Here is a 24,405-nt window from a genome sequence, read left to right as displayed (position 1 = left end):
ACCCGATCGCTTAGCTAAAGTGCCTATTCCTTTGTTGATTAAAGGGGCGGATTTTCGGCAAATCTCGATCGCTCTTTAATCCAATCGAGTAAAATAGGATTGACCAATTCCGGCGCTTCATCCTGGGGACAATGGCCCACTCCCTCCAAAGGAATAAACTTTTCAACAGCCGGAAACTTTGCCAATTCTCGCCCCAATGCGATCGGCTCCCAAGGGTCGTCCGTACCCCACAAAATCAAAGCAGGACAGCTCAAACGCGGCAACAAATCCTCCGGTAGTGGCCCTTGAGAATAACTGATAAATGCTACAAATACTTCCACTGCGCCGCTGTCTTTAGCAGGTTCCAGCAGCATATTTACCAGTTCGTCGCTGACAGCTTCAGGACGGCGATAAGCTTGCAAAAGCACTTTTTTTACTGTTTTTGGCGTTGCTAATTGTTTAAAAAATAGTTTACTTATCCACTTGACATTTAAAACTTTTTGTGCGATTGGCGCTCCAAAACTGCGATACCAAGGCAATTCGGCGCGTTTGCGATCGTGCAGCAACCGCAGGGAACAATTGAGTAAAATTACGCCCTCAGCAATATCGGGAAAATCCACTGCCGCTTGCATAATTGCCACACAGCCGATCGAATTTCCCACCAAAAAAGCCGGCCCGCCCGCAACTTCCCGACAAAAATCAGCAATTAGCTGACCCCAAGTTTCAAAAGTATAGTCAATCTCAAGCTTGGGCGCGGGTTTAGCAGAACCGCCAAAACCGATGAGGTCGATCGCATAACAGCGGCAATCAGCAGCCAGCGCCGGCAAATTCTTGCGCCAGTGACCCCAAGACGCACCGAAACCGTGAACAAACACCACCGCAGGCCCCTGCGTTCCCGCAGTTTGGTAGCAAATGGGAAAGCCTTTCCACAGCCAAGTTTGAGGCGAAACAACTGTTGACAAAGCGGGACTAGAAGATGCCATAGAAATAAAAAAGTAAAAATTTAAGAGTGAGAAGGACTTCCGTCATTACTACAAACCGTATCGCAATTCGAGGCAACCACTAGGACATAAATCCCAAACCTTCCTTCCCTCCTCCCTCTGCGCCCTCTGCGCCCTCTGCGGTTAATACCTCTTTCCTCTTCCCTCTTTCCTCTTCCTTCTTTATTCTTCCTTCTGACTGATGACTTTGCAGTTAGAGCCGATATTATGTCAGGATTAAAGATGCTGACTTCTTTGCTTTATTGAAATTTCCCCTATGCCAACGATCGCCCCAACTTCCGTCGTGCCGTTTCTCGGTTCCGAAATTGTACCCGACTACGACACAGCCAAAGTAGTTATCTTACCAATTCCCTACGAGGCAACAACCACTTACCGCCGGGGGTGCGAAAACGGGCCCGCTAAACTTCTAGAAGCTTCTCATCAACTCGAGTGCTACGACGAAGAATTAGATTCCGAAGTTTGCTACGATGTCGGAATTTATACAAAAGAGCCGATCGCCGATACCCGCAACAGGCAACCAGTTTCATCCTCAGAAATGCTGCAAGTCACCCAAGCAGCCGTCTACCAGCTAGTTACCGAAAATAAATTTGTGATCTCCCTCGGAGGCGAACACAGCATCACTGCAGGCGTTGTCGAAGGTTATCGCCAAGCATACCCAAACGAACCTTTCACAGTCGTGCAAATCGATGCCCACGGCGACTTGCGGCACGAATACGAAGGCTCGATTCACAACCACGCCTGCGTGATGCGACGTGTTGTCGATATGGGCTTACCCACACTGCAAATCGGGATTCGCGCTATCTGCAAGGAAGAAGCCGACTTGATTAAAGCAAAACAGCTAAACGTGATTCGAGCCAGAGAAATCGCTACTCAACCGGATTGGGCCGATCGGGCAATTGCCAGCATAACAACTAAGCGAGTATTTTTGACGATCGACTTAGACGGCATCGATCCAACATTAATGCCAGGGGTTGGCACTCCCGAACCGGGCGGACTAAATTGGTATTCCCTCACCGGATTTTTGCGCCGCGTATTCGAGTCCTACGAAGTAATTGGGTGTGACATTATGGAATTAGCACCTATTGTAGATTCTGTAGTCTCAGAATTTACCGCCGCCAAATTAGCATACAAACTTATTGGATACCAAGCTCTGGCTCAAGGTTGGCTAAAGCCAGACGAGGAATAAATCGCGAAGTACGAATCACAATAGGCTGTTGGCAAGGCTAGAATTAAGCTAAAGCCAAACAACAGCCAATTTTATTCGTGCTGACAGTTTCATCTTTCATGCTGGCAAATACTCCTCTTCACCTCCTGAAAACATGAGTTTACTAATCGATACAACGGGTACTCCCATTAACGGCTACGCTCCCGATTTTGAATTGCCGGGAGTTGACGAAGAAGTTCACCATTTAGCTCGATATTTAGAAAAATTTCGGGCGATAGCGGTGATATTTATGTGCAATCATTGCCCTTACGTGCAGTTGTATCTCAATCGTATGAAAGAACTTCAAGCAGATTTTCAAGATCGAGATGTTACCTTAATCGGGATTAATGCTAATGATGCAAACCAGTATCCCGACGACAGTTTTGAGAACATGAAAATTTTTGCCGCCAACAATCAACTCAACTTCCCGTACATCCGAGATGTTGCTCAAGATGTGGCTGAAAGTTTTGGGGCTTCTAAAACGCCGGAGGTTTTTTTATTAGACCAAGACGGCAAACTGCGCTATAAAGGTTTAATTGACGACAACGCTGACGATCCGGCGGCGGTGCAGGTTTCTTATCTGCGGAGTGCGATCGACCAATTGCTCAACAGTCAACCCGTTGAGCCTTCAACTACAGAGGCAATAGGCTGTTCCGTCAAATGGCGAGCATAGGCAGATTTAAAATTAACGTTCCGGCACTAATTATTAACTGGTTCCCTGGCTGTGCCTGGGAACCTATCTCCAGAGGCTCTGCCTCGTCAAAGAGTGGAGGTCAATTCGAGGTACACCCTCCGCATCTGCTTTACCAGGCAGAGTCTGGTAAGGAGTAAAAAGATTCAAAGCAATTTTCTGTGAACCTGAAAAGTAGACGTATTCCCAACTTAATTCTCGCAGTCGCCGTTATGCTAGCACTGCTAATTAGTTGGAACTTATTTCAGAACTTTTCCTCAGTCGATACGCAGCAGCGCACCTCTTTAAACGTATCCGCTGCTATCAGTCTCTCGAAAGCTTTAGGGGAAATCAAAACTGTTTATCAAAGCAGTAATCCGAATTTTACTATTACTTATAATTTTGGTGCTTCCGGCGCTCTAGAACAGCAAATTCAGCAAGGCGCTCCGGTAGATGTATTTTTCAGCGCCGCCACCAACCCAATGGATGCTTTGCAGCAATCTAACCTGCTAATTAACGACACACGCCGCAATTTGCTCACAAATCGTCTAGTTTTGATTACTCCCAAAAACGGTGTTGCTTTGAGCGATTTCAAACAGTTGACAGATGCCCGAATCAAGAAAATTGCGATCGGCGAACCCAAGAGCGTACCTGTGGGCCAATACGCTCAGCAAATGCTAAATAAACTTGGATTGTGGCGGCAAATACAGCCAAAATTAGTGCTAGGAAATAACGTCCGCCAAGTGCTGACATTCGTCGAAAGCGGTAACGTTGATGCTGGTATAGTTTATGCGACTGACGCCACAGCCTCCGACAAAGTAACTGTGCGGCTAACGGCTGCGGAAAATTTGCACTCGCCCATTGTTTATCCGCTGGCAGTTATCAGAAACACCCGCAATCCCGCTGCTGCAAAAGCGTTTGTTGACTTTTTGGCGGGCGATCGCGCTAAAATAGTATTTCAGAAATATGGATTTGGCAAAGTTCGATAACTAACTAATTAGGGATTTTTTACCGCTGATGAAAGAAGATAAGCGCTGATTAACGCGGATATATTTATAGATGGAATTTGATATTTCTCCGCTCTGGATATCTCTAAAATCCTCCGCTATTGCGACATTTATCACCTTTTTCCTGGGAATAGCCGCTGCTCGGTGGATGCTTTCAACTCGCATCAGAGGTAAAGCTTTGATTGAAGGCATTTTAATTTCTCCCTTAGTGTTGCCGCCGACAGTAGTGGGATTTTTGCTGCTGCTGCTGTTTGGTAGAAATGGGGCGATCGGGCAATTTTTGCTACAATTCGACTTTACTATAATTTTCACTTGGCAAGCCGCCGCCATTACTGCCACAGTTGTATCATTTCCCCTCATGTACAAAACTGCTTTGGGAGCTTTTGAGCAAATTGATGCCAATCTTCTCAACGCAGCCCGCACTTTGGGAGCATCGGAGTGGCAAGTCTTTTGGCGAATTATGTTGCCGCTAGCATGGCCGGGAATTTTAGGAGGAACTATTCTCGCATTTGCTCGCGCTTTGGGTGAATTCGGTGCGACGTTGATGTTAGCGGGAAATATTCCCGGACAAACTCAAACTATCCCGATGGCAATTTATTTTGCTGTGGAAGCAGGGGATATGGGGCAAGCTGCTATTTGGGTTTTGATTATTCTGAGTATTTCTTTGAGCGTGCTAACTGTTGTTAATTTTTGGACGAATTTACAAAGGACATCGCCCAAAGCGAATTCGAGCCAAAGACTGCAATCAAATCTTCCTAAATTCGCGTCTAGTTTTACCACCCAATCTCAAAAACAACAACCGAAAAGCGGACTTTGTTTAAGAATTTTTAAACCTCTCTCCAGCTTTGCCTTGGATGTCGGTTTCGATATCGGCCCGGAAGTGCTGGGAATTTTGGGCGCGTCGGGTTCTGGTAAGAGCATGACTCTGCGCTGCCTCGCTGGTTTGGAAACTCCCAGCAGCGGTAAAATTGTAGTCAATGGCAAGGTTTTATTTGACTCAGCACAGGGTATTAATGTACCTTCTAAAGACCGCCGTATCGGGTTTTTGTTTCAAAACTATGCTTTATTTCCTCACCTGAGTGTTGCTCAAAATATTGCGTTTGGCTTGCAGCATTTATCTGAAAGCGAGCAAAAACTTCGAGTAAAAGAACAGCTAATTTCGGTGCAAATGTCGGGACTGGAAAACCGCTACCCGCACGAACTTTCGGGGGGCCAACAGCAGCGGGTGGCTTTGGCGAGGGCGATCGCCCCTTCTCCAGAATTGCTGCTGTTAGACGAACCGTTTTCTGCTTTGGATACTCACTTACGCAGTCAACTAGAACGCGAGTTAATGCAGACTCTGGCTAATTATCGGGGAATTACTTTGTTTGTCAGCCACAATTTAGAGGAAGTTTACCGGGTGTGCAAAAATCTGTTGGTTTTGGCCCAGGGAAGGCCGATCGCCTTTGATACCAAAGAGAACATTTTCGATCGCCCTGGCAACTTCACCGTCGCCCAGTTGACGGGCTGTAAGAATTTCTCAGCAGCTAAACCGATCGCAGAAACTGTCGTCGAGGCGATCGACTGGGGCTGTACTCTGACTGTAGTCGAACCAATTCCCAAATCTCTAGTTTCTGTGGGAATTCGGGCTCATCAACTGAGTTTTGTTAGCGGGTGCGATCGTGAAAATACTTTTGCTTGTTGGATCGCCTCGACTGTGGAAACTCCGCACCGGGTGACATTATATCTCAAATTGCACTCGCCTCCCAATGATTCCCAAGATTATCAGTTGCAAGCCGAAGTTTTCAAGGAAAAGTGGAGGGCTATTAAGGACAATCCTTTTCCCTGGTATGTTCATTTCGAGCCAATTAGGTTAATATTAATGGAAGCATGAGTTAACTAGGAATATACCGTTAACCGTCAACACTCAACAGTTAACCGTCAACACTCAACAGCTAAATACATCTTAACTCAACATCAAATTATGACTGAAAAAGTTCAAAAAACCGACGCAGAATGGCAACAGCAACTAACGCCCGAACAGTTCAAAGTCGCCCGAAAAAAGGGAACAGAAAGAGCTTTTAGCGGGGAGTATCACGACAACAAAAAACCCGGAATTTATAATTGCATTTGCTGCGGTACAGAGCTGTTTAAATCAGAAACAAAGTTCGATTCCGGTACCGGTTGGCCGAGTTTCTACGCTCCCGTTAGCGAAGAAAATGTCAAGTGCGAGTCGGATAACACCTTGTTCATGCGCCGAACAGAGGTACTGTGCGCTGTTTGCGACGCTCATCTTGGTCACGTATTTAACGACGGGCCCAAACCAACCGGTCAGCGTTACTGCATGAATTCTGCTGCTCTTAATTTCGTTCCCAAGGATTAAATTTAGTCAACCGTTCTCAGTCAAGTGTTCTGGAACAGGCTTTTGGGTCTGTTCTGGGTAATTGATGTTCAAAATGCACCTGTACTGGTATCTTATGGTGGAGGCAAAAAGAGTAAAAAAATAGTGGCGGCATGGGGATGGTATATCAGCGAGTTTTGCTGAAGCTCAGCGGTGAAGCGCTGATGGGCAGCTTGGGCTACGGCATCGATCCGGTAGTCGTTCAGTCGATCGCCCAGGAAGTGGCCAAAGTCGTATCCCAAGGCATTCAAATCGCGATTGTTGTCGGTGGCGGCAACATTTTTCGCGGGGTGAAAGCTGCTTCGGCAGGGATGGATCGGGCAACGGCTGATTATGTGGGCATGATTGCTACGGTGATGAATGCTATCACTTTGCAGGATGCCCTGGAACAAGCAGGAGTGCCAACGAGGGTGCAATCGGCGATCGCCATGCAAGAAGTAGCTGAACCCTACATCCGGCGGCGGGCAATTCGCCACCTCGAAAAAAAACGAGTAGTGATTTTTGGTGCCGGTTCTGGCAATCCTTTTTTTACTACTGATACTACAGCCGCTTTGCGGGCGGCTGAAATTGATGCAGAGGTGATTTTTAAAGCTACTAAGGTAGATGGGGTGTACGATTCCGACCCCCACCTCAACCCCAACGCGCGCAGGTATCAAACTCTCACCTATGCCCACGTCTTGAATCAAGATTTGCGGGTGATGGACAGTACGGCGATCGCCCTTTGCAAAGAAAATAATATTCCTATTATGGTATTTGACCTCTCGGTGTCGGGCAACATCTACCGAGCTGTAATGGGAGAATCTATTGGAACTCTTGTCGGAGGTTTGTGTGAAGTTAGCTGAAGCAGAAGATCATATGCAAAAGGCAGTTGAGGCTACTCAACGGTCTTTTAATACTATTAGGACGGGACGCGCCAACGCCTCCCTCCTCGATCGAGTCATGGTAGACTACTACGGTTCTCCAACTCCGATCAAATCCCTTGCCAACATCGGCACGCCGGATGCGACTACGATCAACATTCAACCGTTCGATCGCACAGCACTCACCTCGATCGAAAAAGCGATTTCCCTGTCGGATGTAGGACTCGTTCCCAACAACGACGGTTCAGTTATTCGCTTGAACATTCCGCCGCTGACGAGCGACAGACGCCAAGAATTTGTCAAAATGGCCAGTAAGTTTGCTGAAGAAGGTAAAGTTGCAATTCGCAATATCCGCCGCGATGCCGTTGACTCGATTCGCAAGCAGGAAAAAAGCAGCGATATCTCTAAAGATGAATCGCGGGACTTGCAAGATAAAATTCAAAAGCTGACGGACAAGTACATTGCCAAAATAGAAGAAGTTCTGGCAGCGAAAGAGAAAGATATCACGACTGTTTAGGGAATGGGAAATTGGGCAGGGGGAATAGGAAGAGTTTTGAGATTGCCGAGATCAGGCCGCGAACAACGCCCAGACGCTTAATGATTTGTGAGTAGTGAGTTAAAAACTCAAGATTTAACAATCATTAAGTTACCAATTCCTCCTGCCCCATGACCAATCACTCATTACCAGTTACCCATTACCCAAAATGTTTGATTGCATTATTGTCGGTGCAGGCCGGGCAGGCAGCACAGCAGCTTATCACCTAGCAAAGCAGGGACGTTCTGTCGCAAAATTCGCTGCTGGCAGGAGACACAGCCAGTCTCGCCGACCCCCTGTCCGGTGAGGTGATTCGTCCTGCCATTTTTAGTGGCTTTAAGGCCGCTAAGGCGATCGATCGAGCTCTTGAAGGTGCCGACGACGCTAAGGAGCAGTACACTGAATCGATCGCCCAAGAATGGAAGACTGATATGGTTTGGGCCAGTCGCTTGGCCAAGGCGTTCTATCAGTTTACAGGAGTTGTTTATAGAGCGGGCCTCCAATTTCCGAGGACTACTCAGTTGATGAGCAAAATTTTGTGTGGCGAACCGCGTTATGCCCATATTGCTAACCGCGCTTTTCAAAAGCTGATGTTGTTTTAGAATGAAGGAAGAGGGAATAATAAATATTCTTAAATCCCCATTACTTATTCTTGATTTCAAATTCTTACTCGTTAATTTAAAAATAGGAATTACGCACTATTCCTGAGAAAGCCCGTTGATTCCTAGATTTTTTGTTCCCCAACCCGCTTTTTTCCAAGAAACTCGGTTCAAAAGCGTAAATGCTATTTTAAATAAAGTCGATTCGATGCGAGGATTTTTTTAATACAAGCCCCGCGCTGCTCATAGAATCAATCTCAAATACTCCTGGAGGCAAAAAGTGGTTTGAAACGTTACTCTAACGCGGTAAAGCGCTTTAGTACCAGCCTGAATAATTACATTCTACCTAAATCCTGTAAAATATAAAATCTCAAATCTAATGATAATTTATTTTTATAAAGTAGAGGAGCCTTACGGCTGCTTTTCTAATTTTTCACTACACGACATTTCTCTGCACGGTCAATATTGGTTGACTGTGGAGCATTACTATCAAGCCCAAAAATTTGTCAGCACTGATAAAAGATTAGTGGCGGCGATTCAAGCCGTAGCAACTCCTCAAGAAGCCGCTAAATTAGGTCGCGATCCCAACCACCGGATTCGCGCTGATTGGGAAGCCGTGAAAATTCCCATTATGCGCGAAGCAGTTTTAACTAAGTTTCTCGCTCATACAGACATTCAAGCGATTCTCCTTGGCACAGGGGATCGAGTGATTGTCGAGGATTCGCCAACGGATTACTACTGGGGGTGTGGCTGCGATCGAACCGGTCAAAATCATTTGGGTAAAATTCTGATGAGCGTACGCCAAGAAATTAGTCAGCGCTTTGCGCGCTGAGAGAAACTCAAATTCTTTCGTTAATTATCATTATATGAAGTTCTACAACAAATGTCAAGTTATCCTAACAATGAAGAATTTTCATAGTAAGAGTTTAATATTGCGAGAAATTTATAAGAGCATTAAAATAATAATAATTATTTGCTTAAGTCGCTCTGCCTAGTGAAGGCAAGGATTCAACCGGCGCGATCGCAGATTTTCCTGACGCCAGTGCGCCAGAGGCGATACACCGTCGCCTCTCAACAGTGCGCTACCCATTAATTGTACAGATCGGTTGACTCAAAAACTCAGGGTGAGGCATTTGAGTTTGCTCGCGACCACAGCACCTCAAAACTTCTTATTATCATTGTATTAAGTACAAAAGGAGATTTATGCAACTCACAGAAAATACGCAAGAATTACATTATAAACTAGATAGAGAAGTTTTGATACGGCGGATAACAGAACGCATTCGCCAATCTCTAGAGTTAGAAGATATTTTAATCAGTACGGTAGCAGAAGTGCGGTCTTTTTTGAAAACAGATCGCATTATGATTTACAGGTTTAGTGCAGACGGAAGTGGAGAAGTTGTTGCTGAGTCAATTAATAACAACCATCTCCCTTCCTTGAAAGGGCTGCACTTTCCAGCAGACGACATTCCCGCCAGCGCCAGGGAGATGTATGTCACTTTGCGCCAGCGGACAATCGTAGATGTTAACTCAGGGACGATCGTCCTGAGTCCCCTCGATGCTGCAGACACCGGTCAACCTTTAGTAAAGGAAGAGATGCACTACCGAGCGCTCGATCCTTGCCACACCGCTTACCTGATGGCAATGGGAGTGCAATCTTCCTTAGTCGTGCCGATTTTGCACCGCAGGATCGCGTCGCCAAACAGCAAAACAGATATCTGCGAGGCGGCCACGTGTGTGACTCGATACGAGCCAGGAAATAATCAAAAAATTCACATCGAACTGTGGGGACTTTTAGTGTCTCACCACTGTGCGCCCCTCAATATTTCACCAGCAGATTTAGAAGTAGTTCAGCTCGTATCAGATCAATTGTCTAGCGCCATCGCCCACGCACTCCTCCTGCAGCAAACCCGCTCTCAAGCCGCCCGGGAAGCCACCGTGAGCCGCATAGCAGCCCTGTTGTACGGTCACGTCAACATTCAACTGCAAGAGGGCTTAGAAGCCACGGTCACCGCTTTGGGTGGCAGCGGTGGCAGACTCTATCTCAACCCGCCGAAAATCAACGGTGAAAAGTTATCTAATCCCCAGATTGAGGGAGAATTTCCAATTGCCGCGGCCCACAGTGATGCTGCCTTTGAACTGTTCACCACAGGAGAACAACCGACACTTCCCAACTGGGAAATAGTTAAGGCGATCGAAGCTCATCCCCTCTGGCAGGGATGGCTAACAAAAAGATTAAAAAATACCCAAGAAATTCCCCAATTTCCAATTTTTCCTAATTCTCTATTCCCTGTTTTAATAATTACAGACTTATACAAAGAACCTCTCTTTAGAGTTTTAGTTCCTGCTTTCCAATCTACTCAAATTCGGGGTTTGCTGGTAATTCCTCTCCAATACAAACAACAAGTGGTCGGCTGCTTGACCATTTTTCGCAATGCAATTGATACCACCAAAATGTGGGCGGGGCGCTTTGACAGCAGCGCTGCACAAACCCTTCCCAGACAATCTTTTGAACTCTGGCGAGAAATAAAAAAAGGTCAGTCGCCCGAGTGGAAGTGCGAGGAAATCGAGCAAGCTTTAGCTATAGGCAGCCAATTTTGTTCGGCAATTGGGCAGTATGTTCTTCATAAAGAAGTGCAGGCCCTGAATGCCAACTTGGAGCGCCAAGTTCAAGAACGCACCGCCCAATTGCAAAAATCCTTGGACTTTGCCAAAGTATTGACGCGAGTTAGAGACCAGATTCGCAGCACCTTAGATTTAAAAATCATACTGCAAACTATTGTGCGAGAAGTCAGAGTTTTGTTGGATACCGATCGCACGGTAATCTACCAATTTGCAGCAGATAAACAGGGGGAGGTAGTTGTCGAAGCTGTTTGCGGCCAGTGGCGGTCAATTTTGGGTATCACATCTCCACAAGAATGCTTGCCCGAAGGCTCAGACTGCTTTTATCGAGCCGGACGGGTGCGAGCAATTAATGATATTTATACGGAGGATTTAACACCCTGTCACCGCGATTTTTTGGAAGAGTTGCAGGTGAGAGGAAGTTTAATTGTGCCGATGAGAGGCAAAGATTCCCAATTATGGGGGTTGCTGATTGCCCATGAGTGTTCGGGGCCGAGAGTTTGGCAAACTGCAGAACAGGAATTGGTGCAACATTTAGCGGCTCAAGCTGCGATCGCCATTCACCAAGCAGAACTTTATCAAGAAAGTCTCAATGCCGCAACTGCCGATCGATTAAAAGCCGAACAGCTAGCTAAAACAGTCACAGAACTGCACAATACCCAAGCCCAACTGATTCAAACCGAAAAAATGTCCAGTCTCGGACAACTCCTGGCCGGAGTCGCCCACGAAATCAATAACCCCGTTAACTTTATCTACGGCAATCTGTCCCACGCCAGCGAATACACCAAAGATTTACTCTGCTTGGTGGAACTCTACCGCCAGCACTACCCCAATCCCAACCCAGAAATTAGCGAGTGTTCCGAAGCAATCGACATCGAATTTCTTGCGGAAGATTTGCCAAAAATTTTGGGTTCCATGACAGTAGGAGTTGAGCGCATCCGCCAGTTAGTTGTATCTTTGCGTAATTTTTCCAGGAGCGATCAAGCCGAGAAAAAAGCCGTTGACATTCACGAGGGCATCGACAGTACCTTGTTGATTTTGCAGCACCGGATCAAAGCCCATTCCGATCACACCACCGTAGAAATCATTAAAGAATACGGCAATTTGCCCTTAGTAGAATGCTATGCCAGCTCGCTCAATCAGGTATTTATGAATCTGATCGGCAATGCCCTGGACGCCCTAGAAATGGGGCAAAAAAAGCAAGTTATGAATCTTCCCTTTAACGCGCAAAGTGCAGTCGCGACACATTTAAGCTCCCAAATACGGCCTATCGAGTCAGGAGATATAAATGCCGCCACCCAGTGTTTGATTCCTGATTTCCCATCCCCTTGCATTCGGATTCGCACTGAATTAATCGATGAAAAAACGGTAGGAATTTGCATTGCCGACAATGGTCACGGCATCCCCAAAGAGTTAATCTCTCACATATTTAATCCGTTTTTTACTACTAAACCCGTAGGTCGGGGCACGGGTTTAGGACTGTCTATCAGTTACCAAATTGTAGTTGAGAAACACCAAGGCGTACTTAAGTGTGTTTCTGTACCCGGTCATGGTACAGAGTTCTGGATCGAGATTCCGCTGAATTAGGCAACCGTCAAGGCAAGATTAGCTTCACCAGCACAGAACCGATCGAACCGAGAAGACTCATAAAGTCGCCGCGGCTGGAAGTGCGGGGCTCCATAGGCTTTTGACGTGCAACAATGGCTTCGGCTAACTGCTTTGACAAATCCTGACCTTGGGGATTTCCTTGAGCTGCAAAGAGTTGGTTTGCTCGATCGGCGTCTAGAGCCGCGCCGGCGAAGTCTCCCAAGTCAGCGCGAGACATACTGCGCGCAAAATAAACGGCTGCTAAATCCGATTTCAGATTCAGCGCTTGATTGTAATAATCAATGGCGTTTCTGTAGTTTCCCGCTTGAGCTTCCAGCACTCCCAACCGGTAGAAGTCTTCAGCGGTGCCGATATTGGTTGGCATTCCTCTAACTCCGAGCAGTTGCGCGTTAGTTAAATTGGCGTTGAGCAAATTGGCGTCGCTGAGATAGGCACTTCTCAAGTCAGCACCGCTGAGGTTCGCACCGCTGAGGTTCGCCCCGGTCAGGTTGACGCCAAAAAGGCTAGTCCCGCTGAGGTTGGCTCCGCTGAGGTCAGCCCCGGTGAGGTTGGCTCGGCTGAGGTTAGCCAACCTCAAGTCAGCACCTTTGAGATTGGCTCCTGTTAAGTTGGCTAAAACCAAGCCTGCACTGCTGAGGTCGCAGTTGGGGCACTGTCGGGTGGCTAGTAGTTGTTGCGTGTGTTGGATGTTCTCGGCGGGTGCAGGAGCGATCGGGGCGATCGCGCTCAGCAGCGTTACAGCAGCGAGGATTCTGAGTTTCATTTTAACCGTCCAAAATTCAAAATATTAAATCTAAAATAGCTTTTATCGAAGCAATTGAAAATCACCATAACACAAGTTCACCCAACAAATCTTTTGACTTGCCGTATGTAGGAGTTCTGGGCGCCATCAGCGCCCTACATTGAAGTTCTCGGCCTTACCTTAGTGTCAAATAAAGATTTTTCTGCCAATAAATTAGGGTAATGAATTACTCATTACCCTTTAGCCGCTGTTCTCGGCAACCATAAAAATTAACAAATAAATTAGTCGTGAATCGTGCCGTCGGGCATCGTTGTACCCTTAAGATATACTCCGCTCAGGTTGACTTTTGTAAGGTTTGCCCCCAACAGGTTTGCTCCGCTTAAGTCGGACGCACTTAAAATCGCTTCAGTCAAGTCGGCCCTAATTAGATTCGCCCCCATTAAGTCGGCTCCGCTAAGGTCTACTTTGCTCAAATTTGCGCCAATTAAATCGCATTCTGTGAGCACCGCCCTACGCAAGTTTACTCCGTAAAGATTTACTCCGTGCAAGTCTGCACGGCTGAGTGTTGCGCGAGATATGTTGGCTCCAATTAAAGTTGCTTGGATCAGGGAAGCTCCGCTCAAGTCTGCTTTGCTGAGGTTCGCTCCCATCAACTCAGCTCGATGCAGGTTAGCTTCAACTAAAAGTGCTTCTGTGAGGTCGGCTCCACCTAAGTCTGCTCTGCTCAAATTAATCTTGCACAAATTGGCTTTGCCAAAGTTGACTCTGTTGAGTTTGGCTTTGCTGAGATTGGCTCCAATCAGGTCGGCTTCATACAAATTGGCTCCAATCAATTCTGCTTCGTAGAGGTAGACCTCGTGCAGGTAGACCCCGCTAAAATTTCTTTCTCCTATTGCGTATAGCTTGAGCAGTTCGTCAACGTTCATTGTGGCTTCTCTACACCTTTTAAATGAAGAATACTGTCAGCACGTTGGTTGCACCGGATGTTCTGCAATTTTAGATTCTGAAATATTCACACCCAGCCTGAAACTTCCCTCAATCTGCAAGGTTTGAGTAGAAATTAGATGGTTTGGTGAGGGTGAAGGACAAAGCTGCATTCTATTTTCACTTGGGTGAGAAATTAATATTTAAAAAATTTAACAACAAGTTGGATCGCACTTCCTAACTAAATCCCAAAGATTCTACGTGGAAACTCCGATCAATCGAACCCATAACTTTTTGTGGATAGTTGAGTTCACTGAGTATACGTGTGATACAGATCACGGATTAATGTTAGTAGTATCACATAGAAGCAACCTTTTCGATCACAGCAGGCGGGGCAAAATAGCCGATAGTGTTACTGTAATGCTGAGGAATTGACAATCCCACCCTCGCGGTGTTTTACTCAACTGGCGATCGAGCAAGTAGTTTCACCGATACTTGCGCGCGGCAAGAAAGTCGGTTGCAATGTTACTCGGCGCTACCGGCTCTGACCCGTGAGAGTGCTGATATTTAATGATTTCTCGCACAGCGAAAGCCAAAAATGCACTTCGGGGACTAGGGGAATGTCTGTATAAAAATGCGATCGCTGGTGTACAGACCTTAGCTTGTTTGCTAGCACCTAATGACTAAAAATCGCTCATACGTTCGCAAAAAATACCAATAAATACCAGGAAAACCATGATAGATGTTTAACAATAAGAGAATAAATGGTATTCCTTAAGAGTCACCTGTTGCCGCTAATGTTACAGTCGATCGATTAACGCCTATCAGTATTAGCAATGACGCTTGTCCATCAAATACAAAACTGACCCCCAAACCGGGTTTTCCCAAAAAAATCGTTGCAACCTTGCTCCCGGTTAAAATAATCCGGTTTCTGAGCGTCTGAGTGTCTCCCGGAAGGAAAAAGTTTAATGATAACGAACGCTTTTGTATTGCTTCAGGGCAAACAAAAGGTCAGCATTTAGGATAGGAGCAGCTTGTGCTCCCTTGTCAAACAAAGGTATTGTAGAACGCAAATCGTGAGGTAATTGATATGGCGGGAGTATGTAAACTTAGCATCACAGAGACAATTGAAGAACTAAAAAACCTGTTAACTGAACAAAAAACAGCAAGTGGCTTTCAAAAAATTCAAGCACTTTACCTGTTCAAAATTTGTCACGTTAAGACAGTTAAAGAATTGGCAATGACGATCGGGGTCAACCGAATTACAGTGCAGCGGTGGCTCAGAAAGTACCGCTCTGACGGACTCGAAGGACTCCTCGAAACAAAGCACAGTGGCGGCCGCAAGCCGGCCATTCCTCCTCTGGCCCGCGCTAGTTTGGCAATGCGCCTCAGTGACCCCCAAGAAGGCTTTAAAAGCTATGGAGAAATTCAAGAGTGGTTGCAGCAGGAATACAGCATTGAAGCTTCCTATAAAGCTGTTTACGCAACAGTCAGATACCACCTAAAAGCCAAGCTGACGAAAGTCTAGACAGTTGATACCAAGTCCGGTTAATCACCGTCCAATTGTTTGGAGTCAGCCTGTGAAGATTTTTAGGACTTGCATCGTCACGACAAACCTAACGAATTCTTTTTCAACAAAACTCGCTCTTATAAACTGCGAAGCATATAAATTATGTGTTGTAACGATTGGGGTGAGGGGGAGAAGATTTGACGCTTTTCCCGCGTTTGTGAAAAATGCTTGAAAAATGCGCGAGAAGTCAAAACTTGGAGTTTTTTTACGATGTAAAAATGGGCAGCGGCTAAGGCAAAAACCGATCCAAAGCCGCTTTCAACTCTTCGATTTCCGTATCGATATTGCCTTCTTTAGCGGCTCGGGCAATGCACTCCGTTAAGTGTTCGTCAAGAATGATTCTCGCTACGCGATCGAGCGCGCCTCGAACCGCAGCAACTTGCACGAGAACTTCGGGACAGGGACGGTTTTCTTGCACCATTGTTTTAATGCCGCGGACGTGCCCTTCAATCCGAGACAAGCGATTTACCAGCCGCCGCATCGATTCTTCATCGTGATGGTGAGGGTGGGCTGATTTATCGTCGTGATGGTGGTGGGAATTTGAGGGCAAGGATTTGTCAGTAGAAGTATCAGATAGAATCATTGGGGTTACGAGGGAAATTTTAAAAGTTAGAATTCAGAATATGTTGAGTTTGTGCGGGCTCCTGACTCATGTATTGTAACTGTCAAAATATATTTAGGATCTTCATAGCGGCAGATTATTGAGTCCGCACGATCGCACACGTTTACCAGACTAACCCAGACTAACAAAGATTGACGCTATGCGACTATTTAAGTTTTTTCGCCCCACACCTAGAACGGGTGCTCGCTGGTTCGCCCTAATTTTAGCAATGACGATCGCCCTGAGTGCGCTCGGTATCAATGCTGCACCCGCTACCGCCGCTGACGGCACAAATCCGCCCAACTTACAGTTCCAGAGTTTCCCAGCCACCGCCGCGAATCCGCAACTGCTAGCGCTGCGGAGTCCGGAACTCTTGGGGGATACCGGCAGTTTTGTGACGGCCGCAGTCGATCGAGTCGGGCCAGCAGTTGTCCGCATTGATACCGAGCGCACTGTCAGTCGCAACATCGACCCGTTAATGGAAGACCCCTTCTTCCGCAGATTTTTGGGAGAAGATTTACGCAGCATGACCCCCAGACAAGAACGGTTGCGCGGTCAAGGTTCCGGCTTCATTATTGATAAAAGCGGGATTGTTTTAACCAACGCTCACGTAGTTGACAAAGCCGATCGAGTGACTGTCACCTTAAACGACGGCAGGACATTTCCAGGAGAAGTGCAAGGTACTGACGAAGTAACTGATTTGGCTGTTGTCAAAATTAATACTAAGCAATTAGACCTGCCGACGGCCACCTTGGGAGATTCCGACGCCGTGAAAGTGGGAGATTGGGCGATCGCCGTGGGCAACCCCCTGGGATTTGACAACACCGTCACCTTGGGCATTATCAGCACCCTCAAACGATCCAGTGCAGCCGTCGGCATTCCCGACAAGCGGCTCGATTTCATTCAAACCGACGCCGCCATCAATCCCGGCAATTCCGGCGGCCCGCTGTTAAACAGCAGAGGAGAAGTAATTGGCATCAACACGGCGATTCGAGCTGATGCAATGGGTATTGGGTTTGCGATTCCGATCGACAAAGCCAAGGCCATCTACGCGCAGTTAGCCAAGGGAGAACAAGTCAGCCATCCGTTTTTGGGGATTCAGATGATTGCTTTGACTCCTGAAATGGCCAAAGAAAATAATTCTGACCCCAATGCTCCTTTGATTGTGCCGGAAGTGAAAGGGGTGTTAGTGATGCGAGTTGTGCCAAATACGCCTGCTGAGGAAGCAGGGATTCGCAAGGGGGATGTCATCGTTCAAATTGACGGCGAGGGAGTGACTGAACCCGAACAGTTGCAAAATTTGGTGGAAAACAGCAAAATCGGTCAAATTCTCGAACTGAAGGTGCGCCGCGGTTCCCTGATTAAAGAAGTTGCGGTTCAAACTGCTCAACTGAGGGATTTTTAACTAGAAGGGGAAGGGGGGAAATTATTAAAAACCCCTCTTCGACTCGATCGCGTCCTGGGCATAAAAATTATTTACAAATGAAATAGGATTGCTATCATAGATGATTTAACCTCACTCACTTATAGCCGAACATTGCGTATATTTTTAACCCAAATCCTGATTTTAAAGACCATCGCCCTTCAGTCAATTCGATCTGACGATCACCGCTTCAGCTCAAATCCGCGCTTCATCGGAATTACAAAGTAGAGTCAAGTGGCAATCATCTGTATCTTCGATATATCAGCGCAATTTTGAGTTTATCGACTCACAGTCAACTTTCCAATGTCAACAATAAAAACTCTTGAGTGACTTGAAGACGGATGGCTTTCTAACTATTTAATTTACCCACAAAAACGCCCAATTAGTGCGATAACGCTGGCAACTAGGCAGAGTTATAGTATCATTTGTAACAGTTGCGTAATTCATCAGGAATTAAAATAAGTGGGTTCAAATAAACATTACAGGGTAGCGCGGGTTTTGCCCTCATTACATCTCTCTTAGTATATATCCTAGGCTAAACCAGCCCCCTACAAAATCTTACAAAATATTATGGTTTTTTTGTGATTACCTATTTATATTAGCCATAATTAATAGACATAAAATAAAAATTTGGGAGAATTTATTATGACCTCTGTGGAGTTTGAAAAAAAAGCTATGACTGAAGAAGAGGAGGCAAAGTTATGGGAAGTGTTCAAAGTATTGGACGCGGACGGGAGCGGTGCTATTTCCTCAGAAGAACTCGGTCAAGTGATGCGATCGCTAGGACAGAGTGCTAACGAAACCGAGCTGCGCGACACGATCGAGGAAGTGGACTTAGACAAGTCTGGCAGTATCGATTTTGAGGAATTCAAAATGCTGATGGTGTCCCAGCAAGGCGATCGCCAGAGCCGTCTCAAAATGTCATTTAGTGTATTTGATGAAAACGGTACCGGTCAAATCAGTAAAAACGAGATGCAGGATGTGATGAGCGAGTTTGGGCTGACAGAGCCAGAGCTCGATGAGATCATCAAAGAGGCAGACCATGACGGCAATGCCTTAATTGACTTTGAGGAATTCTGCACACTGGTACCCGATGAGTCAGAGATTGCAACAGGAGATCGAGACTTGTCGGTTCCGGTTGTCTGTGCACTGACAACCGAGATTTCAGATAGTACAGTGGCTGCGCTCGAAAGTATAGCCACTGCTGTCAACGAGGCAGCTTCTGCCACTATTGAACCTAATCTAGAAGATCTACAAGAACCACCCACCGGTTGCAATCGAGAAATAGCGCGGCTAAAAGAACTACTCGCCCAACACCCACAAGCTGAAAAGAAGCGCGGTACGTCTCGCTTGGAGATGCAGATTGGTTTGTTTCGTCTGATCCAGGGAGCAGCCTACCGCAGCTTCCGCGAGAGTTTCTGTGCCAACCACGAGACTCACTTGTGCGTGAGAGACTTGCCATACAAAATTGCTGATTTTGTGGGATTTGTCAGGAGTGCGATCGCGCTTTATAAAGGATTGGGTGTAGTAGAGTCGGCGTGCAACCCTCTACTGGATGCAGTAGTTAAATCGCTCGAAGATGAATATGCCCGACTAGAGCATCGCATCAAGAACTGGAAAACCATAGAAAAAACTCCTGAAATGTTGGCCCAAGAACAAGCCATGTTGCAGGCGCGGGATAAGTCTGCCACCGCCAAGGAGAAGTTTGCGGCGGCAGTCGAGTTGGCAATGACCATCAAAAAGGATAGTCTCAACTTGCGTGACATTGCCGAGGGTGTGCTTGCCATCAACGAACTCAACCGACTGCGAAACCTGGAGCTGAGTGAGAGCATGGGAGCGCCACCAGCCAAATCCGAGGGAGATCCCACAGAGTACCTGAAGAAGTGGAACCGCGTCATCCTGTCGGAGGCATTAGAGCAAATAGATGGTGCGATGATGCCACTAGCATATTGGTATGAAGACTTTATGCCGAAGTTGCTGGCTGCCTTCAGCGTCATTACCGAAGCAGACATTCCCTTCAACACGGTGCCTGATGAAGCAGCTTTAAACGAGTGGTACGAAGCGACTAAAACGTCAGGGGAATTTGGGCGCTATGGGGCGGATGTTGCAGCAGGCTTTCCCAAATGCGCTCCAAAACAGAAGCTGATGCTTCAACAGGCATGGCGCTTGACGCACCACTACCTCAATGGGATACAGAAACGGCGCGAACGCTTAGAGTCTGGGCGCGAGTCTGGCGAACTCTCGCAATATGTGGCGTTCATCGATGTGTATATCGATCGCACTGAAGTAAAGAATTCACAAATGCGGGTCAGTTTCCCTTACTATATTGGCCCTGCGGTGTGGCGTTTCTTGCACACTACGGCTGAGATAGTGTCTACCAAGACCCCAGAACAGCAAAAAACTCTGGTGGCCATCTTCAAGCACTTCTTCAACCTGTTTGCCAGTATGTATCCCTGCCCCTACTGCCGCCACCACCTTAACGCCTACGTCGTGCAGAATAAAGAGGTGGAAATTTACCCTGTAGAGTACCTCGTGCTTGGGCGCGACCCGCGTCTGAATAGCTTTGAGGTATCAATGGAGGCAAAGCTGTCCACCGTAGTAGATGGCCCGTCCCTGCGCTTATTCTTCTGGAAGTTGCACAACACTGTCTCCTCATCAATTGCGCGATCGGAGGAGTGGTATCAAAAGGATGAGGAAGCATTCTACACTACCCGTTATTGGCCCAGCATTGAGTCTGAGCTAGCACAAGCCAAAGCCCTCAAACAAATCAGCATTGCCACGGATCGGATGTACCGCCTCTACGGTATCCTCAAGCCCGCAGCACGACTGACAGGGGTGAGAGCAATATTGCATAAGCTGTTGGATAAGAGGGATGAGGAAGGCATCAAGGAGGTATGCTTAGTTGCTCAAGATTACATCCAGGAGTTGGACGAGGCGATCGTCACGGGGCAATTCCTACAAGAGATATACTACTTTGACCCTGACCTTGTGGATGAAGCTCCAGTCTTTACTCCTGAAGAAGAGGAGTTTGCTCGAAGCGGTTTGTTCGTTGAGGCTACTTGAATATCAGTCGTTAGTCATTAGTCATTAGTCATTAGTCATTAGTCATTAGTCATTAGTCATTAGTCATTAGTCATTAGTCATTAGTCAACAGTTAACAGTCAACAGTCAACAGTCAACAAGCACCGACGGTGCAACCGGAATCGATATCATGCTTCTTGCCTATCCCAAAATTCCAGATAGTAAAAATTGCCCTAACGAACAATGTGTAGCTTTTGAGAAGTACGATGGCACTAATTTGCATTGGGTTTGGGAAGTTGAACTTGGTTGGTATGCTTTTGGTACGCGCCGCAGTAGATTTGATTTGGATGAGATGGGAATTGCAGAATTTAATGCTGCACATCCAGGTTTAGAAGAAGCACCGGAAATTTTTAAAAGAGACTTTGCTAGTCCTTTAGGGTCTATATTTCGAGAGAATGAACTGTATCACTGCCCTGAAATTACTGTGTTTACAGAGTTTTTTGGTGCTAACTCGTTTGCGGGAAAGCACAAAAAGGACGATCGCAAACAATTGGTGCTTTTTGATGTGGAAACCGATCGCGGTATGGTTATTCCCGATCGGTTTATTCAGGATTTTGGTACATTAAATATTGCGCGAGTGATTTATCGCGGCAAACTGACGGGCAAGTTTATGGATGATCTTCGCAAGGGGAAATACGGTGTAGATGAAGGTGTTGTGTGCAAGGGAGGCGGCAATGCTAATAATCTGTGGATGGTGAAGATTAAGACTGATGCGTATATGCAGAGATTGCAGCAAGCTTTTAAGGATGATTGGGAAAATTACTGGGAGTAATATAAAATCTGAAGGCTAACTTTTTTCCTGAATCGATCGAGTAGTGCGATCGCTGAAACCCTGTTTTGCTCACCCTTTACCAGAATAGTTGACAAACAACCTATCTTGTGCTGAGATGGCAGTGCTGAACTTGCAGAGCGATCGTGTGAATGTCCGGGTGGCGGCTGAGGTGGCGGATTACCTGTACCGGATGGCTGCGGGCAATCTCAAACGGTTTGTTACCTATTTTGGCTTCGAGAGTGGGACGGCGCGATCGGCCAGATGGAAAAGGTATGATATCAAATCCGTTGGCATCAGAATTATTCATCTCTCTCTTCCCTTTCTCTGTCTCCTCTACGTCCTCTGCGGTTTAATCATTCCGATACAACCGGAATTGATATGATACCCTTAGAATAATTTTGCATAAATCCTCTGTAAAATAGTGGACTATAAAGAACAAAGAAATTAACATGGCTAGTACATCAAATATTCAGGTCACAATTTCTCTGTCCGAGCCAGGTCTGGATGATGAGGAGTTACAAGCAGAGGTGGAAAATTTGCTACGACAGGTCAGGGAAGCTGATGGGGTCGAACAAGCGACTTTGGTGACAGTTGAAAAAGCTCCTCCCGGATCGAAATCGTTAGGAGGCTTCTTGCTAGGGATGCTGACAGTTGAGGTCAATCCCAAGAACATCAAAGCTCTATTTGGTTTCTTGAGCGACAGATGGGGTGGAAAACCCATCGAAATGACTCTGAAAACCCCCGATGGTAGAGAAATCAGCCTTAAAGCTAGCAGCCAAGCAGAGTTTGAATTTGTGATGCAAAAAGCCCAGGAATTTCTGAAAGTATAGGAAGTCAAAATGGCGAAGGTAGCATTGTTGATTGGGGTCAGCGAATACGAACCTGGATTAAACCGACTACCGGGGGCTGTCAAAGATGTCGAGGCTATGCAGCGGGTATTGCAGCATCCTGAAATGGGTGGGTTTGACCAAGTAAAACCGCTAATAAATCCCGATCCACTGTTGATGCAGGGAGAAATTGAGTCTTTGTTCTCAGAACGCTCTAAAGAAGATCTGGTACTGTTGTTCTTCTCTGGTCATGGGGTTAAAGACAATCGCGGCAAATTGTATTTTGCCACACGCATTACTCGTAAGAGTCCCAAAGGCGAACTGATGAAGTCAACAGCTGTTCCTGCCAACTTCATTCATGAAATTATGAGCCACAGCCGTTCTAAGCGACAGGTGGTTCTGTTGGACTGTTGCTTCAGTGGAGCGTTTGCAGAGGGAATGTCAGCAAAAGATGACGGCGTTGTGGATGTCAAGGAACAACTGGGCGGAGAAGGACGGGCAGTTCTGACTTCTTCGACCTCCACTCAGTATGCCTTTGAGCAACAAGGTGCAGATCTGTCTGTTTACACTCGGTACATTATAGAAGGGATTGAGACAGGTGCAGCCGACTTAAATAACGATGGCTCGATTTCGATTAATGAGTTGCACGACTATGCCTACAAAAAAGTTCAAGAAGCTGCCCCCGCAATGAAGCCCAAAATCTATGCAGTGGAAGAAGGTTTCAAAATCCGTTTAGCTAAAGTTCCAGTGGGCGATCCAAAGCTGACTTATCGTAAGGAAGTTGAGCGTTGTGCCACTCGTGGTGAGATTTTCTCAATTAATCGCAGAATCTTAAACGAGTTGCGAGATAATCTGGGACTAACGCCTGAGAACGCTGCCGAAATCGAGGATGAAGTTCTTAAACCCTTTCGAGAGTACCAGAAAAAACTACAGCGATATGAGGAGGCTTTTGCTGAGGCAGTCCAGCAAGAGTATCCGATTAGTGATGATATTCGCGTGCGATTTCAACGTTACCAAGATATTTTGGGACTCAGGGATGAAGATGTTGCGCCTATTCACGCAAGCTGTGTGCCACCCAAGGAAGCTCCAACTCAATCGGTAAATACATCTGAACCCAAAGTAGCTACTCCCTTGCCAGTGCAACCTCAGTATCCTGGGGCAAGAGTTAGTGGCTTTGCTGATTTACGGTATGAAAGGCTAAATATGCAACTCATAGAAACCATTATCCACAAAGCTTGGGGATTTTCAACTTATTTTTTTCATACCCTGATTAAGCAACGCCGAGTTAGTCCCCAAAGAGAGTCAGTTCAACCTCAAAACCCTCAAGCAAGAATCTCACAACCACAGGAATTACCTTTAACAACAGATTTCGAGCAAGGTGCTGGTACGAAGCAAGCTTCCTCAAGCCGAAAAAATGGGAAGCGTGTTGGAGTATACGGTTATCTAGGTTCGTTGGTTACGATACTTTTTACAATTATCGTTCTTCCCTCCTTTTTGAATCAGGCAACTAAGGCGAAACAAGCAGAGGCTAAACATTATGTTGCAACCATGAACAGAGCACAACAGGCGTATTTTGCGGAGAAAGGTACATATTCATCTAGCTTGGAAAATCTAGGTATTGGACTCAAGCAGGAAACTCAGATCTACAGCTATGTTATTACTGTCTCTGGCTCGGGAATGCAAGCGCAAGTTATCTCAACAGCTATCCCTAAGGAGGATAGCTGGAAGGGCTATGTAGGTGGAGTATTTTCAATCAAAACCAAAGACGGCCTGAGGAGTATCAGTATTATCTGTGAGGGAAATACACCTTCTACAAGTAGGCTTGCTCCTCCGACGTTGGTAGGTGGTCAGCCTCAATGCGTTTCAGGATCAACGCAGCTCATCAAGTAAAGGATAACTACAACTTGAACGATCCTATCTATATATGTAGGGCTTGCTGAAAAAGTGAGAAAACAGCATTTAGAAAGATGAGTGAATTCGAGTTCTCCTCGGCAATATAA

At 46.4% G+C, this 24,405-nt stretch carries 23 protein-coding genes; 17 read left to right on the top strand and 6 right to left on the bottom strand.

Annotated features, from left to right (window positions below; genetic code table 11):
- Positions 1 to 38: 38 nt before the first annotated feature.
- The gene (locus QUA70_RS15340; RefSeq protein WP_333330115.1) at positions 39 to 962 is read right to left on the bottom strand and encodes an alpha/beta fold hydrolase; all 924 of its coding nucleotides are present in this window, start codon (positions 960 to 962) and stop codon (positions 39 to 41) included.
- A gap of 274 nt (positions 963 to 1,236) precedes the next feature.
- On the opposite strand from QUA70_RS15340, the gene speB reads away from it, so the two are divergent.
- The 3 genes from speB (at position 1,237) to modA (ending at position 3,843) form a co-directional block, all read left to right on the top strand.
- Positions 1,237 to 2,166, top strand: a complete 930-nt coding sequence (gene speB, locus QUA70_RS15335; protein ID WP_333330118.1) for an agmatinase — start codon at positions 1,237 to 1,239, stop codon at positions 2,164 to 2,166.
- Positions 2,167 to 2,299: 133 nt separating this feature from the next.
- Positions 2,300 to 2,857 (top strand): thioredoxin family protein, encoded by a 558-nt coding sequence (locus QUA70_RS15330; RefSeq protein ID WP_333068721.1) that lies wholly within the window; start codon positions 2,300 to 2,302, stop codon positions 2,855 to 2,857.
- 179 nt (positions 2,858 to 3,036) lie between these two features.
- On the top strand, positions 3,037 to 3,843 hold the full coding sequence (gene modA, locus QUA70_RS15325) for a molybdate ABC transporter substrate-binding protein (protein WP_333410486.1): 807 nt from the start codon (positions 3,037 to 3,039) through the stop codon (positions 3,841 to 3,843).
- Here the strand turns inward: modA and QUA70_RS15320 are convergent, their stop codons facing one another.
- On the bottom strand, positions 3,844 to 4,053 hold the full coding sequence (locus tag QUA70_RS15320; protein ID WP_333410493.1) for a hypothetical protein: 210 nt from the start codon (positions 4,051 to 4,053) through the stop codon (positions 3,844 to 3,846).
- On the opposite strand from QUA70_RS15320, the gene modB reads away from it, so the two are divergent.
- The 8 genes from modB to QUA70_RS15285 all read left to right on the top strand — a co-directional run bounded on the left by modB (position 3,962) and on the right by QUA70_RS15285 (position 12,444).
- Complete coding sequence (gene modB, locus QUA70_RS15315) at positions 3,962 to 5,734, top strand: molybdate ABC transporter permease subunit (protein ID WP_333410491.1); 1,773 nt, start codon at positions 3,962 to 3,964, stop codon at positions 5,732 to 5,734. The two genes, QUA70_RS15320 and modB, sit on opposite strands and share 92 nt — an antisense overlap.
- A 90-nt stretch (positions 5,735 to 5,824) precedes the next feature.
- Complete coding sequence (gene msrB / locus QUA70_RS15310; RefSeq protein ID WP_333047892.1) at positions 5,825 to 6,223, top strand: peptide-methionine (R)-S-oxide reductase MsrB; 399 nt, start codon at positions 5,825 to 5,827, stop codon at positions 6,221 to 6,223.
- 131 nt (positions 6,224 to 6,354) lie between these two features.
- Positions 6,355 to 7,083, top strand: coding sequence for a UMP kinase (pyrH, locus tag QUA70_RS15305; RefSeq protein WP_333047891.1), 729 nt, complete (start codon positions 6,355 to 6,357; stop codon positions 7,081 to 7,083).
- Complete coding sequence (gene frr, locus QUA70_RS15300) at positions 7,070 to 7,618, top strand: ribosome recycling factor (RefSeq protein WP_333206474.1); 549 nt, start codon at positions 7,070 to 7,072, stop codon at positions 7,616 to 7,618. The genes pyrH and frr overlap by 14 nt, the downstream gene beginning before the upstream one ends.
- Before the next feature lie 187 nt (positions 7,619 to 7,805).
- The gene (locus QUA70_RS28615; protein ID WP_445251645.1) at positions 7,806 to 7,943 is read left to right on the top strand and encodes an FAD-dependent oxidoreductase; all 138 of its coding nucleotides are present in this window, start codon (positions 7,806 to 7,808) and stop codon (positions 7,941 to 7,943) included.
- A 1-nt stretch (position 7,944) separates the two neighbouring features.
- Positions 7,945 to 8,238, top strand: a complete 294-nt coding sequence (locus QUA70_RS15295) for a hypothetical protein (RefSeq protein ID WP_333348316.1) — start codon at positions 7,945 to 7,947, stop codon at positions 8,236 to 8,238.
- 376 nt (positions 8,239 to 8,614) lie between these two features.
- Positions 8,615 to 9,067: an NADAR domain-containing protein gene (locus QUA70_RS15290; RefSeq protein ID WP_333348319.1), complete on the top strand. Its 453-nt coding sequence runs from the start codon at positions 8,615 to 8,617 to the stop codon at positions 9,065 to 9,067.
- A gap of 371 nt (positions 9,068 to 9,438) precedes the next feature.
- Entirely contained in the window at positions 9,439 to 12,444 is a 3,006-nt protein-coding gene (locus QUA70_RS15285; protein ID WP_333348322.1) for a GAF domain-containing protein, read from the top strand.
- A 7-nt stretch (positions 12,445 to 12,451) separates the two neighbouring features.
- On the opposite strand, the gene QUA70_RS15280 is transcribed toward QUA70_RS15285, so the two are convergent.
- Both QUA70_RS15280 and QUA70_RS15275 read right to left on the bottom strand, forming a co-directional pair.
- Positions 12,452 to 13,228: a pentapeptide repeat-containing protein gene (locus QUA70_RS15280; RefSeq protein WP_333330134.1), complete on the bottom strand. Its 777-nt coding sequence runs from the start codon at positions 13,226 to 13,228 to the stop codon at positions 12,452 to 12,454.
- 260 nt (positions 13,229 to 13,488) lie between these two features.
- Entirely contained in the window at positions 13,489 to 14,133 is a 645-nt protein-coding gene (locus QUA70_RS15275) for a pentapeptide repeat-containing protein (protein WP_333348325.1), read from the bottom strand.
- A gap of 1,088 nt (positions 14,134 to 15,221) precedes the next feature.
- Between QUA70_RS15275 and QUA70_RS15270 the strand changes: the two genes are divergently transcribed.
- Positions 15,222 to 15,659, top strand: a complete 438-nt coding sequence (locus tag QUA70_RS15270; RefSeq protein ID WP_006632106.1) for a helix-turn-helix domain-containing protein — start codon at positions 15,222 to 15,224, stop codon at positions 15,657 to 15,659.
- A gap of 271 nt (positions 15,660 to 15,930) precedes the next feature.
- Here QUA70_RS15270 and QUA70_RS15265 read toward each other — a convergent pair whose 3' ends face one another.
- Complete coding sequence (locus tag QUA70_RS15265) at positions 15,931 to 16,284, bottom strand: metal-sensing transcriptional repressor (protein ID WP_242723064.1); 354 nt, start codon at positions 16,282 to 16,284, stop codon at positions 15,931 to 15,933.
- Between the two features lie 178 nt (positions 16,285 to 16,462).
- Between QUA70_RS15265 and QUA70_RS15260 the strand changes: the two genes are divergently transcribed.
- The 3 genes from QUA70_RS15260 (at position 16,463) to QUA70_RS15250 (ending at position 21,578) form a co-directional block, all read left to right on the top strand.
- Positions 16,463 to 17,707 (top strand): HhoA/HhoB/HtrA family serine endopeptidase, encoded by a 1,245-nt coding sequence (locus tag QUA70_RS15260; protein ID WP_333348328.1) that lies wholly within the window; start codon positions 16,463 to 16,465, stop codon positions 17,705 to 17,707.
- 693 nt (positions 17,708 to 18,400) lie between these two features.
- Positions 18,401 to 20,788 (top strand): EF-hand domain-containing protein, encoded by a 2,388-nt coding sequence (locus QUA70_RS15255; RefSeq protein ID WP_333348331.1) that lies wholly within the window; start codon positions 18,401 to 18,403, stop codon positions 20,786 to 20,788.
- A 148-nt stretch (positions 20,789 to 20,936) separates the two neighbouring features.
- Positions 20,937 to 21,578, top strand: a complete 642-nt coding sequence (locus tag QUA70_RS15250; protein WP_333348334.1) for an RNA ligase family protein — start codon at positions 20,937 to 20,939, stop codon at positions 21,576 to 21,578.
- A 100-nt stretch (positions 21,579 to 21,678) separates the two neighbouring features.
- Here QUA70_RS15250 and QUA70_RS15245 read toward each other — a convergent pair whose 3' ends face one another.
- The gene (locus tag QUA70_RS15245) at positions 21,679 to 21,885 is read right to left on the bottom strand and encodes a hypothetical protein (protein ID WP_333348337.1); all 207 of its coding nucleotides are present in this window, start codon (positions 21,883 to 21,885) and stop codon (positions 21,679 to 21,681) included.
- 142 nt (positions 21,886 to 22,027) lie between these two features.
- On the opposite strand from QUA70_RS15245, the gene QUA70_RS15240 reads away from it, so the two are divergent.
- The gene (locus tag QUA70_RS15240; RefSeq protein WP_333348340.1) at positions 22,028 to 22,408 is read left to right on the top strand and encodes a hypothetical protein; all 381 of its coding nucleotides are present in this window, start codon (positions 22,028 to 22,030) and stop codon (positions 22,406 to 22,408) included.
- A 9-nt stretch (positions 22,409 to 22,417) separates the two neighbouring features.
- The gene (locus tag QUA70_RS15235) at positions 22,418 to 24,295 is read left to right on the top strand and encodes a caspase, EACC1-associated type (protein WP_333348343.1); all 1,878 of its coding nucleotides are present in this window, start codon (positions 22,418 to 22,420) and stop codon (positions 24,293 to 24,295) included.
- Positions 24,296 to 24,405: the final 110 nt, after the last annotated feature.

The organism is Microcoleus sp. LAD1_D5, from assembly GCF_036702115.1.
Taxonomy (GTDB): Bacteria; Cyanobacteriota; Cyanobacteriia; order Cyanobacteriales; family Microcoleaceae; genus Microcoleus.
The sequence above is the reverse complement of the archived record's forward strand: the minus strand, read 5'-3'. Positions and strand labels throughout refer to the sequence as shown.

Excerpts from the sequence above, each read along its gene's own strand:
- QUA70_RS15275 (WP_333348325.1), bottom strand. The coding sequence starts at position 14,133 with ATGAACGTTGACGAACTGCTCAAGCTATACGCAATAGGAGAAAGAAAT.
- QUA70_RS15290 (WP_333348319.1), top strand. The coding sequence starts at position 8,615 with ATGATAATTTATTTTTATAAAGTAGAGGAGCCTTACGGCTGCTTTTCT.
- pyrH (WP_333047891.1), top strand. The coding sequence starts at position 6,355 with ATGGGGATGGTATATCAGCGAGTTTTGCTGAAGCTCAGCGGTGAAGCG.
- QUA70_RS15270 (WP_006632106.1), top strand. The coding sequence starts at position 15,222 with ATGGCGGGAGTATGTAAACTTAGCATCACAGAGACAATTGAAGAACTA.
- QUA70_RS28615 (WP_445251645.1), top strand. The coding sequence starts at position 7,806 with ATGTTTGATTGCATTATTGTCGGTGCAGGCCGGGCAGGCAGCACAGCA.
- QUA70_RS15245 (WP_333348337.1), bottom strand. The coding sequence starts at position 21,885 with ATGAATAATTCTGATGCCAACGGATTTGATATCATACCTTTTCCATCT.
- QUA70_RS15320 (WP_333410493.1), bottom strand. The coding sequence starts at position 4,053 with ATGCCTTCAATCAAAGCTTTACCTCTGATGCGAGTTGAAAGCATCCAC.
- QUA70_RS15330 (WP_333068721.1), top strand. The coding sequence starts at position 2,300 with ATGAGTTTACTAATCGATACAACGGGTACTCCCATTAACGGCTACGCT.
- QUA70_RS15250 (WP_333348334.1), top strand. The coding sequence starts at position 20,937 with ATGCTTCTTGCCTATCCCAAAATTCCAGATAGTAAAAATTGCCCTAAC.
- msrB (WP_333047892.1), top strand. The coding sequence starts at position 5,825 with ATGACTGAAAAAGTTCAAAAAACCGACGCAGAATGGCAACAGCAACTA.
- QUA70_RS15240 (WP_333348340.1), top strand. The coding sequence starts at position 22,028 with ATGGCTAGTACATCAAATATTCAGGTCACAATTTCTCTGTCCGAGCCA.
- QUA70_RS15285 (WP_333348322.1), top strand. The coding sequence starts at position 9,439 with ATGCAACTCACAGAAAATACGCAAGAATTACATTATAAACTAGATAGA.
- QUA70_RS15280 (WP_333330134.1), bottom strand. The coding sequence starts at position 13,228 with ATGAAACTCAGAATCCTCGCTGCTGTAACGCTGCTGAGCGCGATCGCC.
- QUA70_RS15260 (WP_333348328.1), top strand. The coding sequence starts at position 16,463 with ATGCGACTATTTAAGTTTTTTCGCCCCACACCTAGAACGGGTGCTCGC.
- QUA70_RS15265 (WP_242723064.1), bottom strand. The coding sequence starts at position 16,284 with ATGATTCTATCTGATACTTCTACTGACAAATCCTTGCCCTCAAATTCC.
- QUA70_RS15340 (WP_333330115.1), bottom strand. The coding sequence starts at position 962 with ATGGCATCTTCTAGTCCCGCTTTGTCAACAGTTGTTTCGCCTCAAACT.
- QUA70_RS15255 (WP_333348331.1), top strand. The coding sequence starts at position 18,401 with ATGACTGAAGAAGAGGAGGCAAAGTTATGGGAAGTGTTCAAAGTATTG.
- QUA70_RS15235 (WP_333348343.1), top strand. The coding sequence starts at position 22,418 with ATGGCGAAGGTAGCATTGTTGATTGGGGTCAGCGAATACGAACCTGGA.
- speB (WP_333330118.1), top strand. The coding sequence starts at position 1,237 with ATGCCAACGATCGCCCCAACTTCCGTCGTGCCGTTTCTCGGTTCCGAA.